Here is a 17,446-nt window from a genome sequence, read left to right on the forward strand (position 1 = left end):
GTTGGGGGGCTTATGCCCCCCAAATGTCAGGAGATATAACAATGGCAAGAGAATTCAGCCGTACTCAGCGCGTTGCACAGGAAATGCAAAAAGAGATTGCCATCATTTTACAGAGAGAAGTAAAAGATCCTCGGATCGGTATGGCGACTGTTTCTGGCGTTGAAGTTTCCCGTGATTTGGCTTATGCCAAAGTATTTGTTACCTTTCTGAATGTGTTGACTGAAGAACATGATTCTGATGTGGTGAAAAATGGTATTAAAGCATTGAATGAAGCTTCTGGTTTTATTCGTTCTCTGCTAGGTAAGGCAATGCGTTTACGTGTCGTACCAGAACTGACTTTCTCCTATGATAATTCCCTGGTAGAGGGGATGCGGATGTCCAATTTGGTCACTAATGTCGTGAAGAATGATGAACAACGCCGGGCTTCTGTGGATCGCAAAGAGGAGAAGTAATGGGGCGTCGTCGTCGTGGTCGTGATATACATGGCGTGTTGTTACTGGATAAGCCGCAGGATATTTCTTCTAATGATGCGCTGCAAAAAGTAAAACGTATTTTCAACGCCAATAAAGCTGGTCACACTGGCGCGTTGGATCCGTTGGCAACAGGTATGTTGCCGGTTTGTCTCGGTGAAGCTACGAAGTTTTCCCAGTTCTTACTTGATTCTGATAAGCGTTATCGGGTGATAGCCCGTCTTGGTCAGCGTACTGACACATCTGATTCACACGGACAGATCATCAGTGAAAGAGCAATCCGGCTAAATCAGGTTCAGCTTAATGAAGCTTTGGCTAAATTCCGTGGTGATACCATGCAAATTCCTTCGATGTATTCTGCACTGAAACATCAGGGGAAACCACTGTATGAGTATGCCCGTCAAGGTATTGAAGTAGAACGGGAAGCACGGCCAATTACGGTCTATGAATTACAGTTTATCCGCTGGGAAGATGATGAACTGGAATTGGAAATACACTGTTCGAAAGGAACTTATATTCGCACTATTATTGATGATTTAGGCGAATTATTAGGTTGTGGCGCTCACGTTATTTATTTACGTCGTTTACAGGTAGCGAATTATCCAAATGATCGAATGGTTACGCTTGAGCAATTATATGAATTGCAAAAGCTGGCTGAAGATAGAGAAATACCTTTAGGCGAATTAATTGATCCGTTGTTATTACCAATGGATAGTGCAGTTGCTCATTTCCCAGAGGTTAATTTGCTTCCGGTAGTTGCGGCTTATTTTAAACAAGGTCAGGCGGTACGAAGTGCTAAATCTCTGGCTCTGGTTGAGAGTATGGTGCGCGTAACTGAGGGTGATGAACGCAAATTCATTGGCATTGCTGTTATCAATGACGATGGGCTTGTTGCTCCTCGCCGTTTGGTTGTTGAAAACCGGGATTAGGGTATTTGGGGCTATCTTGCGCTTAACTTATTTGCAGCGTAGAATGGCGCAGCTATATCTTGGGTGGCTGAATTAGAGATCGGCACCTGTAATTTTAATTTATGTATTTTTGGAGTTGTAATATGTCTCTAAGTACTGAAGCAAAAGCGCAAATTATTGCTGAATTTGGTCGTGATGCGAATGACAGTGGTTCTAGTGAAGTGCAGATTGCTCTGCTGACCGCACAAATTAACCACCTGCAAGGCCATTTTTCAGAGCACAAAAAAGATCACCATAGCCGTCGTGGTCTGCTGCGCATGGTTTCTCAGCGTCGTAAATTGCTGGACTATCTGAAGCGTAAGAATGTAACAAGTTACACTGCGCTGATTGGGCGTCTTGGCTTACGTCGCTAATCAAGCAAGTTTCAGTGGAAAGGGGCCATATATGGCCCCTTTTCTTCTGAGAAATCATCATATGTAGCAGCATAAGAATGCTGATGATGATTTTTGGGTAAGGCTCTTCGGTTACAGAGGTTCGCGCGGCTAATGAGAGTGCTTAAAGGAGTGAGACCTGTCATTAGTCGCGAGGATGTGGCATGAAGAGATCATTCATTGTTGTCTGCTGAATATAAAAGACAACGTTAACGAAAGGATATTATTTTGCTGAATCCGATTGTTCGTAAATTTCAATATGGTCAACATACCGTTACTATCGAAACGGGTATGATGGCGCGCCAAGCCACAGCTGCTGTCATGGTCAATATGGATGACACTGCTGTATTCGTCACTGTTGTTGGTCAGAAAAAAGTAAAATCTGGTCAGGATTTTTTCCCGCTGACGGTTAACTATCAGGAGCGTACTTACGCCGCAGGCCGTATCCCAGGCAGTTTCTTCCGTCGTGAAGGTCGCCCAGGAGAAGGCGAAACGTTGGTAGCCCGTTTGATTGATCGCCCTCTGCGTCCTCTGTTTCCGGAAGGTTTCCTGAATGAGGTTCAGATTGTAGCGACGGTGGTTTCTGTCAATCCACAAATTAACCCGGATATCGTTGCAATGATCGGTGCTTCTGCTGCGCTGGCATTGTCTGGTATTCCATTCAATGGCCCGATTGGCGCTGCCCGCGTTGGTTATATTAATGATCAATATGTGCTGAACCCAACCAGTGATGAGCTGAAAAACAGCCGTTTGGATCTGGTGGTTGCAGGTACTGCTGGTGCTGTTTTGATGGTGGAGTCTGAAGCAGATCTGCTGACTGAAGAGCAAATGCTGGGTGCGGTAGTGTTCGGTCATGATCAACAACAAGTGGTTATTGATAACATTAATGCGTTGGCTGCGGAAGCGGGCAAAGAGAAATGGGATTGGGCGCCAGAACCTGTTAACCAAGCGCTGCATGATCGTGTAGCTGAATTGGCAGAAAGCCGTCTGGGTGATGCTTACCGTATCACTGAGAAACAGGAGCGTTATGCTCAGGTTGATGCTATCAAAGATGAAGTTACAGCTGCGTTGTTGGAACAGGATGAAACTTTGGAAGAAGCGGAAATCCATGAAATTCTGGGCAGCTTAGAGAAAAATGTTGTTCGTAGCCGTGTCCTGAGTGGTGAACCACGTATTGATGGCCGCGAAAAAGATATGGTTCGTGCGTTGGACGTACGTACTGGTGTTCTGCCCCGTACTCACGGTTCTGCATTGTTTACCCGCGGTGAAACTCAGGCTCTGGTTACTGCGACTCTGGGGACAGAACGTGATGCACAGATCATCGATGAATTGATGGGCGAACGTACAGATCGCTTCTTACTGCACTATAATTTCCCTCCCTATTCTGTTGGTGAAACAGGTATGATGGGTTCACCAAAGCGCCGTGAAATTGGTCATGGCCGGTTGGCTAAACGTGGTGTATTGTCAGTTATGCCAAAAGCTAACGAGTTCCCATACACAGTTCGTGTAGTTTCTGAAATTACAGAATCTAACGGTTCATCTTCAATGGCATCTGTCTGTGGAGCATCTCTTGCGTTGATGGATGCCGGTGTGCCGATTAAAGCCGCTGTTGCTGGTATTGCAATGGGTCTGGTGAAAGAAGGTGATAACTTTGTTGTTCTGTCTGATATTCTGGGTGATGAAGATCATCTAGGTGACATGGACTTTAAAGTCGCGGGTAGCTGTGAAGGTGTCAGTGCGCTGCAAATGGATATCAAAATTGAAGGTATCACCCGTGAAATTATGCAAGTTGCGTTGAATCAGGCAAAAGGTGCGCGTTTGCATATCCTGAGCGTGATGGAGCAGGCAATTAACAGCCCACGTAATGATATTTCTGAATTTGCTCCACGTATTCACACTATCAAGATCAACCCAGACAAGATTAAAGATGTTATCGGTAAAGGTGGTTCGGTTATCCGTGCATTGACTGAAGAAACCGGGACTACCATTGAAATCGAAGATGATGGCACAGTGAAAATTGCTGCAACTGATGGCGAAAGAGCAAAACATGCAATCAGTCGTATTGAAGAAATCACTGCGGAGATCGAAGTTGGCCGTATTTACGCTGGCAAGGTAACCCGTATCGTTGATTTTGGCGCATTTGTTGCTATCGGTGGTGGTAAAGAAGGCCTAGTGCATATTTCGCAGATTGCTGATAAGCGCGTTGAGAAAGTGGCTGACTATTTGCAGGTTGGTCAGGAAGTATCAGTTAAAGTACTGGAAATTGATCGCCAGGGTCGTGTTCGCCTGAGCATCAAAGAAGCGATAGCCGGCACAGTTGTTGAGGAAGCACCACTAGCACCACAATCAGCAGAATAAATTTGATGTCATAAACGGTGTTTTGTAAAAAAGCGCCGTTTAATAGACTCAGGGCAGGAGGCCCAATAAATGCAATAGGTGATAGGGCATTCTTAATCAATGTCTGATTTTGGGAGTAGGAAATGAATTTTTTTCTGCGCTGGTGTTATGCTGTAGCAATACTTATTTTGGCAGGATGCAGCAGCAAGGATTGGCGTAAAAACGAAGTTTTTGCTATTCCATTACAACCTTCATTGCAGCAGGAAGTTATTCTGGCCCGTATGGAACAGATTCTTGCGAGTCGATCATTGACAGAAGATGAGTACGCACAGCTTTTATATGAGAGGGGTGTGCTGTATGATAGTCTCGGGCTGAGGGCTTTGGCACGGAATGATTTTTCTATTGCCTTGTCTATTCGGCCTAATATTCCAGAGATTTTTAATTATCTGGGGATTTACTTTACGCAGGCTGGCAATTTTGATGCCGCCTATGAAGCGTTTGATTCTGTATTAGAGCTTGATCCAACTTACAATTACGCGCGTCTGAACCGTGGCATCGCGTTGTATTACGGTGGCCGGTATAAGTTAGCGCAGGATGATCTGCAGGCGTTTTATCAAGACGATCCAAATGATCCCTTCCGTTCGTTGTGGTTGTACCTGGTGGAAAAAGAATTTTATCCTAAAGGAGCGATGGTAAACTTGTCGCAACACTACGAAAGAGCGAACCGGGGGCAATGGGGCTGGAATATAGTTGAATTCTATTTAGGAAAAATCAGTGAATATACATTGATGGATCGCCTGAAAGAGAATGCAACGGATAACACTTCGCTCGCTGAGCATCTCAGTGAAACTGACTTCTATTTAGGTAAACATTACCTAAGTCTGGGGGACAAGGATAGCGCATCCGCGTTATTCAAGCTGACGGTGGCTAACAATGCACATAACTTTGTTGAGCACCGCTATGCATTGTTGGAATTGGCGCTGTTAGGCCAGGAACAAGACGACCTATCAGAATCGGACCAGCAATAGCTGACGAACATTTCGAGATCGATTAGCAGAGTCCACATCTTGACCGATGAGGGCTTATTTGTTCGTTTAATTAAATACTTTGAGCCAGTTCACATTTTAAATGAAAATGACCGAAATTTTTTTCAATGCGTTATGTAGACTGGCCGCCATAACTAATGAGGCACCATTACATGACCACTGAGACTGAAATCTCTTTTGCTGATCTGGGTTTATCAGCACCTATTCTTTCTGCACTGGGAGATCTTGGCTATGAAAAGCCGTCTCCAATCCAGCAACAATGTATTCCCCATTTACTAAATGGCCGTGATGTGTTGGGTATGGCACAGACCGGCAGCGGTAAAACGGCGGCATTCAGTTTGCCTTTACTGCATAACATCAATGCTGAGCTGAAAGCTCCGCAGATTCTTGTGCTGGCACCGACTCGTGAACTGGCGGTACAGGTAGCTGAAGCGTGCTCAGATTTTTCTAAACATATGCGTAACGTGAATGTTGTTGCTCTGTATGGTGGACAACGTTATGACGTTCAGTTACGCGCTTTGCGCCAGGGTCCACAAATTGTTGTAGGTACGCCTGGGCGTCTTCTGGATCACCTGAAGCGTGGTACTTTGGATCTTTCTAACCTGAGCGGTTTGGTTTTGGATGAAGCAGACGAAATGCTGCGCATGGGCTTCATCGAAGATGTTGAAAACATCATGAGCCAGATCCCGGCAGAGCACCAAACTGCGCTGTTCTCTGCAACGATGCCGGAAGCTATCCGCCGCATCACTCGTCGTTTCATGAATGATCCTCAGGAAGTGCGTATCCAGGCGAGTGTAACTACCCGTCCTGACATCAGCCAGAGTTACTGGTCTGTTTACGGTATGCGTAAAAATGAAGCACTGGTGCGTTTCTTGGAAGCTGAAGATTTTGATGCTGCAATTATTTTCGTGCGTACCAAAAATGCAACACTGGAAGTGGCGGAAGCACTGGAGCGTAGTGGTTACAATAGTGCGGCCCTGAACGGTGATATGAACCAGGCACTACGTGAGCAGACACTGGAGCGTCTGAAAGATGGTCGTTTGGATATTCTGATCGCAACAGATGTTGCAGCGCGTGGTCTGGATGTTGAGCGTATCAGTTTGGTTGTTAACTATGATATTCCAATGGATGCGGAATCTTATGTTCACCGTATTGGCCGTACAGGTCGTGCGGGACGTGCTGGCCGTGCGTTGTTGTTTGTGGAAAACCGTGAACGTCGCCTGTTACGTAATGTTGAACGTACAATGAAGCTGACTATCCCTGAAGTTGAACTGCCGAATGCCGAGTTGCTGAGTCAGCGCCGTTTGGAAAAATTCGCAGCCAATGCGCAGCAACAACTGGAAAGTAGCGATCTGGAGCAATATCGTGCTCTTTTGTCTAAATTGCAACCTGCGGAAGATTTGGATATAGAAACTCTGGCAGCGGCGTTGTTGAAAATGGCACAAGGTGAGCGCCCGTTGATTTTGCCACCAGATCCGGTTCGCCGTCCTCGTCGTGAGTTCAACGAGCGTGATGATCGTCGTCGCAATAGTTTCGATGATCGTGGTGAGCGGGGCGAACGTAGTGATCGCCCTCGTCGTGAACGTCGTGATGTTGGCGAAATGGAACTGTACCGTATTGAAGTGGGTCGTGATGATGGCGTTGAAGTTCGTCATATCGTTGGTGCGATTGCTAACGAAGGCGATATCAGCAGCCGTTATATTGGTAACATCAAACTGTTTGCAACTCATTCTACAATTGAGCTGCCAAAAGGTATGCCAGGCGACTTACTGTCTCACTTTACCCGTACTCGTATTCTGAATAAGCCAATGAATATGCAGTTAATGGGTGATGCGCAACCATTTGAACGTCGTGAACGCCGTGGTGGCCCACGTAACGGCAACAGTAATGGCAACGCTCCTCGCCGTGATCGTGAGAATTTCAACGGTGGTGGCCGTCGTTTCAGCGGTGAGCGTCGTAGTGGTGAAAGCCGTGGTGAAGGTCAAAGCCGTAGTAATTTCCGTGGCCGTAGCGATGATAATGGTTCATCTGCTCCACGCCGTCGTTATAACAACAGCAACGCGCAGTAATTGACTGATATTTGAGTGATAAAACGGCTCCTTTTTACGGAGCCGTTTTTGTTGTCAGTGCACTTTAGTCTACTGAGTGTTTCAATTGTGGTATGTTCATGTCTTCTTGGGGAATTTTTCCTTTTAGTGATCATTGTATTTATTACCTACTGCTGGAGTTTCGTGCCAGAAGGTGATTGATTCAGTGCTTTGATTTCCTGAAGATTGATTTCTATAAGAAGTTGGAAAATGACCTTTCTCTCTTTTCGTTGGTTTTCTGGTTGTTTATTGAATCTCATTATACAACTGCTCTAAGTACCCTTTCATATATGAAACCCGCTTGTGGGCCTCATTTTTGCCGGCTGTAGTTTGCATTGTCTCAGGGAGCCGAAAAAGCTTGGTGTAAAAATGATCCACGGTATACATTTTGTCATTTGGCTCCCTATCAACACAAAATGGATCAATTTCAGAATACAGCTGACTGTTGAATGTGATACCAACCTGAATGCATCGGGCGATACCGATTGCGCCAAGTGCGTCTAGACGGTCTGCATCCTGAACGATCCTCGCTTCTAAGGTTATCGGTACTATATTTGCACTGAAACTGTGGGCGACAATTGCATGATGAATGTCTGGAAGGTATCTTTGGGGGTAGGCTATTTTTTCCAGAAACGTGATAGCTATATCAGCAGCAATTTGTGAACTTCTCCCTCTGTCTGGATGATTTTTGGGGAGAGTATAGCAATCATGCAGGTAAGCTGCGGGTATGATCACTTTACTGCTTGCTTTCTCTTGCAGACATAATCTTTTTGACGTTTGCACTACCCTCATAATATGGTTGATGTCATGTGCAGGATCCGTATTCATTTCTTTAGCAATGAACTCTCGGAATAGCATTTCATACCTGTTTAAATGTTCCATGAAAATGACTTTTTTTAAAAAGTTGCTGGGGGTTGTTGGCATTTCATATAGATAACCATACTGGGCGAGATCTCATATTTTTAATATGGATGTTTTACTTAAAAACAAATCAATTAAAGCTTGAAAAACACACTACTAAGCTATCAAAACTTCAGGGCAGAGTCTGCCTTTTTATGGAATTTTTCATCATTAAAATGATCTGATCATCATCTTTCATAAAAAAGTGATTTTAACGATGACTATTTTTAACTATATCAATGAAATATCTGAGCCATGCGCTGACATTAATGCTCTGCGTTTTATGATGGGCCAGGGCGGCATTTCACACGCTTTATCTGAATGTGAAAACAGCGATTAAGGTTTTTTTAAGAGCGGGTAAAAGATTCGGTGCTTTGCTGATATAGAAAGAGAAAACAGCAGGAAAAACAGGTTTTAAATTGATTAATCAGGCGGCAAAATGACAACATTAATCCAATAGCAAAAACATTAAAGAAACGAACGTTGTTATTAATACCATTAACACATCTGTTACTCTCTGGTTTTAAACCTAAAAAAATCAAATACAGAAAAACGAGAAAACTTAATTATCAGTTTAATGTATTTAAAGCGGCCCCCATAAAGAGGCCGCTTTGGTCTTTAATACTAAGAAAAATCAGTTACTCAATACTTCGACCGGATTGTTTGCACTGCGTGCGCGCCATAGTTTCAGCCATTGCATGATAGAAGAAACCATAATCACTACACCGAGGATAACCATCACAATGGAGATAGTTCCGTTGAAGATGTTGAAACCTTTTGCTGCGGAGTTGAAATAGACATTTTTTACCATCCAGTAAGCAGCATAGTTTACCGTAACATACAGGTAAGCCAGTGGGATCAGACAGGTCAACATATACCAGCGTTTTTCAGACAAGCGCAGGATAATTGTTGCGCCAATCATCAGGCCGATAGATGCCATTAGTTGATTGGATACACCAAATAGCGCCCAAACTGAATTGATATCACCGGAATTTAGCAGATAACCCCACAGTAAACAGGCAACGATACTGCAACCGATCGAACCTGGTAACCAGTCGAGGCGTTTGAGCGGCGCCCAGATATCGCCCAAAAAATCTTGCAGCAGGTAGCGGGCAACACGTGTACCAGAGTCAACAGCTGTCAGGATAAACACCGCTTCGAACATGACGACGAACTGGAAGAAATAGGATGCTAATTGGCTGAACCAGGGGATACGGGTAAAGATATCCGCCATACCCACAGCCAGGGTTACTGCACCACCAGTACGGCCATACAGATCAAGGCCAATTTCCTGACTCAGCGTTGGCAGATGGACAACATCCATACCCAGTGCAGCGAAGACTTCCGGGGCGGAGTTAATCGCGAAATAGTCAGCAGGATACAGGGATGTCGCAGCGATCAGCGCCATTACGCCAACGACACATTCTGCCAGCATTGCACCGAAGCCAACTGGCAGAATATCACTCCACTTATCGATCTGTTTTGGTGTCGTACCAGAACCGATAAAGGCGTGGAAGCCAGAAATTGCGCCACAAGCGATAGTGATAGAGATAAACGGCCATACCGGTCCTGCCAACACAGGACCATTGCCATGAATAAATTCAGTCACTGCCGGGAATTGAATCTCTGGGTTAATAAAGATCACACCCACAACCAACGCACCGAATACACCAATTTTCATAAAGCTGGAGAGATAGCCACGTGGAGTCAGCAGCATCCATACTGGCAGGGCAGTTGCGAAAAATGCATAGATTGGCAGTGCCATGCTGACGGTGGATGTACGCAGACTCAGCCATTCACCGAAAGCAGACTCCTGAATATAAGGGCCGATGAGCACACAAGCCATAATGGCGATAATGCCTACCCAGGTTGCTCCGCGCATATTGCCGGTAAAGCGTTCCCACAGGCCGACGCCGATGGCTACCGGGATGGTCATAAATACTGCAAATGTTCCCCAGGGGTTACGTTCTAATGCGTGAACCACCACCATAGACAGACCTGCCATGGTAATCGTGATGATGAACAACATTGCAAGGCCGGTACACCAGCCCGCAACTGGGCCAAGTTCTGCTTTGGCAACTTCTGACAGAGATTTACCGCGATGTTTCATTGAGGCGAATAGAACAACAGTATCGTGTACAGCACCGCCGATGACACAGCCGATTAATAGCCATAACATACTGGGCAGATAACCGTATTGAGCGGCTAATACTGGGCCAACCAGAGGTCCTGCGGCTGCGATTGCCGCGAAGTGGCTACCGAAATTCACCCATTTTTTCGTGGGCACATAATCTTTGCCGTCTTCCAGTAAATGCGAAGGTGTCACTTCACTGTCATCAGCTTTTAATACTTTCTTAACGAAGAATACGCCGTACAAACGGTAGCAGATAACCAGGATACACAACGTCGCAATAACAAATGTGAGAGCGTGCTGCATTTCTCTTCTCCTGAGGGCTATAATTTTTTGCTCCTATCTTGTCACAGCTAAATGAAGTTATGAGGGATAGTCTGAGTGAGTGGTTGTATGGCGGGTTAAGCGGTTAGATTCAGCAGGTAAGCGGTGAATCGAAATTTACTAACCTGCTGAAAATGTGATGAATATCAAGCATTACTTCAACCCTAATGCCTCTTTCAGCGGCTTCAAATAGCGGCGGCTGACAGGAATAGTTTGACCATTACGTAGAACCAGTTCGGCTTGTCCGTTATCACCAAACAGGATTTCGCGCAGATGGGTCATATTGACCAAATATTGACGATGATTTCTCATCAGTGGTGTACGGGTTTCCAGTGTGCGAAGAGTCAGTTCAGTGAATCCTTCCTGCCCGTTGGCGCACATAACATAGATTCCGCTTGGGCGGGAGGTGACATAAAGTACCTCATCCTGTTGAACCAGCCAGATCCGGCTGCGGCCTGTGCATGGGATATATTTCAGTGGCTCTTCTGCTTTCAGTATGGAAATATCTTGTATCTGATGCCCTTGCCGCAATCGTTGTAAAGTTTTGGTTAGACGGTTTTTTTCCAGTGGTTTTAATAAATAATCAAATGCGTGTTCTTCAAACGCTTGTATTGCATATTCATCAAATGCGGTCAGGAAAACGATATGGGGGCGGTGTTCTGGATCGAGCATACCTACCATTTCTAATCCGGTAATACGTGGCATCTGGATATCTAAAAACACAACATCCGGTTTCAGGCGATGTATGGCCCCAATAGCCTCAACGGTGTTGGCGCATTCGCCAATAATTTGGATATCCCGCTCTTCTTCCAACAAACAACGCAGGTTTTCTCGCGCCAGTGGTTCGTCATCAACAATTAATATATTCATGCTCACACAGTTTTATCAGCCTCTTTATTTAATGGTAAACATAAAATTACGCGGGTAAATTGTTCTGGCTGGCAATCTATTTGCACACCATAATTTTCACCATAGCGAAGTCGCAGCCGTTTATCCACTAGACTCATTCCTAGTCCATCCCCCATAGAAACTGACTTATAAAGACCTGCATTATCTTCCACTTCCAATATCAGCACTCGATCCTGTTGATGAGCCCGGATGGTAATCCTACCGGTTTCCAGTAATTGTGATGTACCGTGTTTGATCGCATTTTCTACTATTGGTTGGAGGGAAAAAGCGGGTAGTTTGGCGTAAAGCAGAGATTCCGGCAGTTCAATAGTTATTTGCAGGTGATCACGGAAACGGGCCTTCTCAATTTGTAAGTAAGCATTTACATGCTCTATCTCATCAGACAGAGTGACGATCTCTTCTGATCGTTTCAAATTTTTACGGAAGAAGGTTGAGATATATTGTACTAACTGACCAGCCTGATGACTGTCCCGTCGGATCACTGCTTGTAGGGTATTTAAGGCATTAAATAAAAAGTGAGGATTCACTTGCGCGTGAAGCAGCTTAATCTCTGACTGGAGCAGTGATTGTTTGTTACGTTCATATTGTCCGGCGAGGATTTGGGCAGATAACAGGCTGGCAATACTTTCCCCCAAGGTGCGATTGATTGAGCTAAACAGACGGTTTTTGGCTTCGTAAAGTTTAATTGCTCCGATAACTTGCTGATTTTCTCCCCGTAGTGGAATGACTAGGGTGGAACCTAGTTTGCAAGTTGGATTGATTGAGCAACGGTAAGGTATTTCATTGCCATCGGCATAAACCACTTCATTATTTTCAATCGCCCGGCGGGAGTGCTCCGAGGAAATAGGTGTTCCAGGAAGGTGATGATCTGAGCCGATACCGATAAACGCTAGTAGTTTTTCCCTGTCTGTAATGGCGACGGCTCCAATTTCCAGTTGCTGATAAATAACTTTTGCTACCCGCATACTGTTATTTTCATTGAATCCTTTTCGCAAAATACCCTCGGTATAGACAGCGATTTTCAGTGCCTGAGCAGAAAATGCACTGGTATATTTTTCAAATATAGCACGCCGGTCAAGCAAGATACGCATGAACATGGCTGAACCAATACTATTGGTGACAATCATCGGAGAGGCGATATTTTTTACCAACGCTAATGCTTCACTATATGGGCGGGCAAGTAGCAGTAAAATGCCCATCTGTATCATCTCAGCGCAAAATGTGACGATAGCGGCTGTCCAGGGATTAATCAGTCGGTTTATTTGACCCCGTTTCATCAGATAGCTGTGAATAATGCCACCGATTAAACCTTCAACAATGGTCGATATCATACAGCTGAAAGCGGTCATCCCGCCCAGAGAATAGCGGTGCAGCCCTCCGGTTAAGCCAACTAAAGCACCGACGCCTGGCCCGCCAAGGAGCCCGCCAAGTACAGCGCCAATAGCACGGGTATTGGCAATGGAATCACCTATATGCAGACCAAAATAGGTCCCCATAATGCAGAAAATGGAGAAAATGACATAGCACAGCAATTTATGAGGTAAACGCACGGTAACTTGTAACAGTGGAATAAATAGAGGTGTCTTACTTAACAGCCAGGCGATCACTAAATAGACGCACATCTGCTGTAGTAATAACAACACAAGGTTAAATTCGTACATGGTTTTTCCGGAAGGACGAGCGAATGTTGCTAGTTTACAGAAATAGCTAAATAAGATTATCAAAAGTTTATTTCAAGTAGTTCAATATTTGACAAGAATCATAAACCACTACACTATTATAAAGACTTATTCTTTACGTCAGTGATTATACGCACAAATATATAAGAAATTTTCTACAGAATAATGTGAAGATGTTATTAGTTTCAGGTTGAGCAATTTTGGGTGTGTAAGACATAATGAAAAAAAGAACACTTTTTACGATCTTACTGGTTATCTTGCTCACAGCAATGGCTGTGTTATTTCGTTCTCATAACCAATATTTATTGTTGCAGGGTGAAGTTGATGCGCCGGAAGTGATTGTGGCATCTAAAGCCAAAGGTCGGGTGATTGCGCGCCACGTCGAGCGGGGAGATGATGTCAAAACTGGTCAGCCGCTGATCACGCTTGAAAGCCCTGAATTACTGGCTCAAGTCGCCTCATTGCAAGCTGTCCGTGATCAGGCTAAAGCCCAGTTAGAGCAATCTCTGCATGGTACGCGTGAAGAAAGTATCCGGAATCTGGAAGCGGGTTTGGCACAGGCACAGGCTGAATATGATAATGCGGTACGTGAATATAACCGTATTCAGAACATCGCGTCTAAAGGCTATGTTTCACGAAATGAACTGGATAACGCCCGCAGAAGCAGGGATGTTTCCTATCAAAAAATGCAGGGAGCGAAAGCCGCGTTAGATGAAGGTATGCATGGCGACAGAATTGAGTTACGCCAGAAATATGCGGCGGCTCTGCGTCAGGCTGAACAGCAACTCATTGAGTTACAAACCCAGAAAGATGATTTACAGGTTAAAGCGCCAGTCGAGGGTGAAGTTGGGCCGATTCCGGCAGAAGTGGGTGAATTATTTAATGCCAACAGCCCACTGGTGACATTAGTTCGTGTCTCGGAAGCCTATTTTATTTATAACTTGCGGGAAGATATTCTGGCGAAAGTGAGCAAAGGGGATAAAGTCAAACTCCGTGTTCCTGCGCTGGGCGATAAAGAGATTGAAGTAGAAATACGTTATATCGCCCCGATGGGAGATTACGCCACCAAGCGCGCGACTCGTGCGACCGGTGATTTTGACCTGAGAACCTTTGAAGTTCGTTTGTTCCCCTTACAACCGGTTGAAGGTTTACGCCTTGGTATGAGCGCCTTGTGGCGTTGGGATAAATAGGTGACTTGCTGATGAGGGGCAAGGTTGCATGGCGTGGGTTCGAACGTGCTTTTAGTCAAGAGATTCGGGCTACGATCCGCAGTCCGGTTTTTCACTGGCTAAGTTGGTTATTCCCTTTGATGCTGTTTGTGTTAATTAGCGCTAACTTTTCAGAAGGGACGTTGCTCAATCTGCCGGTATCGGTAGTGGATAATGATCATAGCCCGTTGTCACGTAGTCTGATCCGTAATCTGGATGGCGCTTCTCATGCGCAGATTAAATCCTACGATGGCGGATTGCATGAATCTCTTGAACGGCTTGGCAACGCTAAGGATTACTCTCTGCTTTATATCCCGAATGATTTTGAGGCTGATGCTCTCCGAGGGTACCAGCCAACCGTTCGTATGTATTACAACGCATTGTTTTATGGCGCCGGAAGTTATTCTATTCAGGATTTCAGTGGAGTAATGGCGGAGATCAATACGAAATACCGTTCCATATTGGCAACGGAGATGGGGCGCCAGTTACCTCCGTTAGCCAATGTCACACTTGCTTATGACAGTCTGTTCAACGCCAGTGGTAGTTACATCTATTATCAGCAATTTGCGGCTACTATCCATTTGTTACAGCTTTTTGTTGTGACTTGCACGATTTACAGTATGTCCCGCGGTAGAACGCGGATGACAATGAAACCATTTACCTTCGCCCTGTTGGGAAAACTGGCGCCTTATACCCTGTTTTTTACTCTGTTGTTGATTGTAGAGTTGGCGGCGCTGATTGGGATATTTGATGCAAAAGTGAATGGTAATCCAATATATATGGTGGTAGTAGGTTTCTTCTATGTGATTGCTGCACAAAGTATTGGCCTGCTGCTATTTACTTTCACCAATAGCGCATTGACAGCTTATAGTCTTATCGGGGTGCTGGTAAGTATTGCGATGACCTTTTCAGGTATGTCAGTACCCGAATTATCAATGATATTGCCGGCGAGGATAATTGCTAATCTTGAGCCTTTGACTCATGCCTTGAATGCGATGTTTGATATTTTTCTGCGTGAGGTTTCTTTGCTGGGTATTTTATCTGTTTGTGCTTCGTTACTGACCTATCCGGTCGTTTGTTCCCTGCTGGTGCGTAACCGATTATTGAAACGGCTTAGTCTGCCACAAGGCGGTGAATGATGCAGATGTATTGGCAGACTTTTCGCCGGGTGTTAATGGGAATGCTGGAAAAACCCATGTGGATGTTGATGCTGGCTTCCTTGTGTCTGATGAGTTTGGTGTATGTCCGGCCAACAGTATGGGATCTGCCCGTTGCTGTGATCGATCAGGATCACAGCTTCGCCAGTCGTGCTCTGATACGTCAGCTTAATTCTACGGCTAAAATTGCTGTCCACAGCTATGACAATCTGGCTGATGCCCGTCACGATCTGCTATTACGTGAAATTTTTGCGATCATCATCATACCGGCGGATCTGGAGAAAAATATCCTTACTGGAAAAAATATCACCTTCCCGATTTATGGAGATGCAACGAGTCGTCTTGCTAATGGGCAGATTCAGCAAGAGTTGACCTCAGCCCACCGGCAATTGCTGAGTGAATATAACAACAAATTGCTACTGAAATATGGTTTCAGTCCTGAACAGGTAAAACTATTACTGATGCCAATTCGTAGTGAAACTGTTGGGTTGTTCAACCCTGGTGTTAGCTTTGCTGCAATTACCTTTCCTGGTTTGTTGGTGATGTTGTTGCAACACTCTTTGCTGATATCTTGTGTGCGGGTCAGTATTACGATGCGCAGTACGCCGAAAGGTAAACCCCCATTACCTGTCTATTTAGGGGCATTATCGGCGTTATTACCCATCTGGCTTTTTCTCTCCATCATATTTTTTGTTCTTTGGCCGTGGGTATTGGGATACCGTCAGGAAGCGTCTATTCCTCTGTTATTAATGCTGACTTTCCTGTTTATGTTGTCGGTGTTTGGATTAGGGAAGTTAGTGACAGAATGCATGCGCAGTGTGGAAATGATCTATCTGACGCTTGCTCTTAGTACAACGCCGGTTTTCTATATTTCCGGCACCATTTGGCCGATACAGGCGATGCCTGATTGGGTGAGGGCAATCTCTTCCGCCTTACCATCCACTTGGGCGACAAAAGCGATTGCAGGTGTTAACCAAATGGGGCTGCCATTACAGAATGTATTGGGAGATATTGCCATGATGCTGATCCTTGGCGTGGTTTATACGCTGCTGGGGATTCTGATTGGGAAGGTGCGCAGTGGTGAATTTAGCAAAAATCGCCGTAAACCTTCGTCCAATGCGGGAGGGGATATAAGGCGAGAAACCCGATAGGAGCAGGTAAAAAACTCGGTACTGTACTGATATTGGAAAAGAAAACATCAGGAAAAAAGGATTTTAAATTTATTAACTTTGGTTATAAACAAAACCAAGCTTAAAAAACACGTTAGCTTTCTATTCGATGCTATTAATCACGAAGTATTGAAAGCACGATTAATCGCATTAAAAAATTTTTTAAGTAAAAGATGTTACATGGTTGAAAAAGGTTTTCGAAAAGAGAGATAAATCATTAAAGAAAGACAGGAAGCTTTTTGATTAATCGGATTAATAGAGAGAAAAGGATAAAAACGTTTAGCAGTATTAAAAACGATTAAAGAAATAGGCTTTGATTTTAATATCATTGGAATATATTTTTACCCTCTCTGGTTTTAAACCTGGAAAATCAAATAAAGGAAAAAACTTCAGTATCAGTTTAATGGAGGTAGTAAAATTTAAATATGAGTCAGAAAACGGAAAAACGATTGTATTTACAAAAAACGACACAATGAAAACCATTCATTAAATAAATGTTTAATTAAAAAATAAGAAAACCCTCAGAATGATAGTAGCTCGTAAATCCCTTTTCATTGGCGATGTATTTTCCTCTTATGTTAACCTCAGCTTCGTTTAAAAATAGCTATATCACAATCCCGTAAATTCAAGCTCGGTTTTTTAGGTTGGAATGTATAAGCAATTAGGCCAGCGACGATTTCCAATAAAAAA

Annotated in this window: 14 protein-coding genes and 1 pseudogene; 10 read left to right on the forward strand and 5 right to left on the reverse strand. The window is 44.4% G+C overall.

All coding sequences use genetic code 11. The annotated features are described in order from the left end of the window. Positions 1-41 precede the first annotated feature (41 nt). The 7 genes from rbfA to ABR397_RS10985 all read left to right on the forward strand — a co-directional run bounded on the left by rbfA (position 42) and on the right by ABR397_RS10985 (position 7,261). Positions 42-452, forward strand: coding sequence for a 30S ribosome-binding factor RbfA (rbfA, locus tag ABR397_RS10955; RefSeq protein WP_350305783.1), 411 nt, complete (start codon positions 42-44; stop codon positions 450-452). Continuing rightward, entirely contained in the window at positions 452-1,399 is a 948-nt protein-coding gene (gene truB, locus ABR397_RS10960) for a tRNA pseudouridine(55) synthase TruB (RefSeq protein WP_350305784.1), read from the forward strand. The genes rbfA and truB overlap by 1 nt, the downstream gene beginning before the upstream one ends. Positions 1,400-1,521: 122 nt before the next feature. Continuing rightward, positions 1,522-1,791, forward strand: coding sequence for a 30S ribosomal protein S15 (gene rpsO / locus ABR397_RS10965; protein WP_015836102.1), 270 nt, complete (start codon positions 1,522-1,524; stop codon positions 1,789-1,791). 246 nt (positions 1,792-2,037) lie between these two features. Then, positions 2,038-4,167, forward strand: coding sequence for a polyribonucleotide nucleotidyltransferase (gene pnp, locus ABR397_RS10970; protein ID WP_350305785.1), 2,130 nt, complete (start codon positions 2,038-2,040; stop codon positions 4,165-4,167). Positions 4,168-4,289: 122 nt separating this feature from the next. Further along, positions 4,290-5,174, forward strand: coding sequence for a lipoprotein NlpI (nlpI, locus tag ABR397_RS10975; protein WP_021323312.1), 885 nt, complete (start codon positions 4,290-4,292; stop codon positions 5,172-5,174). A gap of 106 nt (positions 5,175-5,280) precedes the next feature. Next, the gene (yrbN, locus tag ABR397_RS10980) at positions 5,281-5,355 is read left to right on the forward strand and encodes a protein YrbN (RefSeq protein ID WP_350305794.1); all 75 of its coding nucleotides are present in this window, start codon (positions 5,281-5,283) and stop codon (positions 5,353-5,355) included. Further along, a complete protein-coding gene (locus ABR397_RS10985) occupies positions 5,345-7,261 on the forward strand; it encodes a DEAD/DEAH family ATP-dependent RNA helicase (protein WP_350305786.1) in 1,917 nt (638 codons plus the stop codon). The genes yrbN and ABR397_RS10985 overlap by 11 nt, the downstream gene beginning before the upstream one ends. A gap of 264 nt (positions 7,262-7,525) precedes the next feature. On the opposite strand, the gene ABR397_RS10990 is transcribed toward ABR397_RS10985, so the two are convergent. The 4 genes from ABR397_RS10990 to ABR397_RS11005 form a co-directional block, all read right to left on the reverse strand. Continuing rightward, positions 7,526-8,203 (reverse strand): HD domain-containing protein, encoded by a 678-nt coding sequence (locus tag ABR397_RS10990; protein ID WP_350305787.1) that lies wholly within the window; start codon positions 8,201-8,203, stop codon positions 7,526-7,528. Between the two features lie 610 nt (positions 8,204-8,813). Then, positions 8,814-10,616, reverse strand: a complete 1,803-nt coding sequence (locus ABR397_RS10995; protein ID WP_350305788.1) for a carbon starvation CstA family protein — start codon at positions 10,614-10,616, stop codon at positions 8,814-8,816. 171 nt (positions 10,617-10,787) lie between these two features. Continuing rightward, a complete protein-coding gene (btsR, locus tag ABR397_RS11000) occupies positions 10,788-11,504 on the reverse strand; it encodes a two-component system response regulator BtsR (RefSeq protein WP_350305789.1) in 717 nt (238 codons plus the stop codon). A gap of 2 nt (positions 11,505-11,506) precedes the next feature. Further along, positions 11,507-13,204, reverse strand: a complete 1,698-nt coding sequence (locus ABR397_RS11005; RefSeq protein ID WP_350305790.1) for a sensor histidine kinase — start codon at positions 13,202-13,204, stop codon at positions 11,507-11,509. A gap of 236 nt (positions 13,205-13,440) precedes the next feature. On the opposite strand from ABR397_RS11005, the gene ABR397_RS11010 reads away from it, so the two are divergent. Genes ABR397_RS11010 through ABR397_RS11020 form a run of 3 tightly spaced genes read left to right on the forward strand, consistent with a single transcriptional unit; the run spans position 13,441 to position 16,738 of the window. Next, positions 13,441-14,412, forward strand: a complete 972-nt coding sequence (locus ABR397_RS11010) for an HlyD family secretion protein (RefSeq protein WP_350305791.1) — start codon at positions 13,441-13,443, stop codon at positions 14,410-14,412. Between the two features lie 11 nt (positions 14,413-14,423). Next, entirely contained in the window at positions 14,424-15,569 is a 1,146-nt protein-coding gene (locus tag ABR397_RS11015) for an ABC transporter permease (RefSeq protein ID WP_350305792.1), read from the forward strand. Then, positions 15,569-16,738, forward strand: coding sequence for an ABC transporter permease (locus ABR397_RS11020; RefSeq protein ID WP_350305795.1), 1,170 nt, complete (start codon positions 15,569-15,571; stop codon positions 16,736-16,738). The genes ABR397_RS11015 and ABR397_RS11020 overlap by 1 nt, the downstream gene beginning before the upstream one ends. Before the next feature lie 602 nt (positions 16,739-17,340). Here the strand turns inward: ABR397_RS11020 and ABR397_RS25445 are convergent. Then, positions 17,341-17,446: pseudogene (locus ABR397_RS25445) on the reverse strand (IS982 family transposase); the annotation flags it as partial.

This window comes from Photorhabdus viridis (genome assembly GCF_040256935.1).
Classification (GTDB): Bacteria; Pseudomonadota; Gammaproteobacteria; order Enterobacterales; family Enterobacteriaceae; genus Photorhabdus; species Photorhabdus viridis.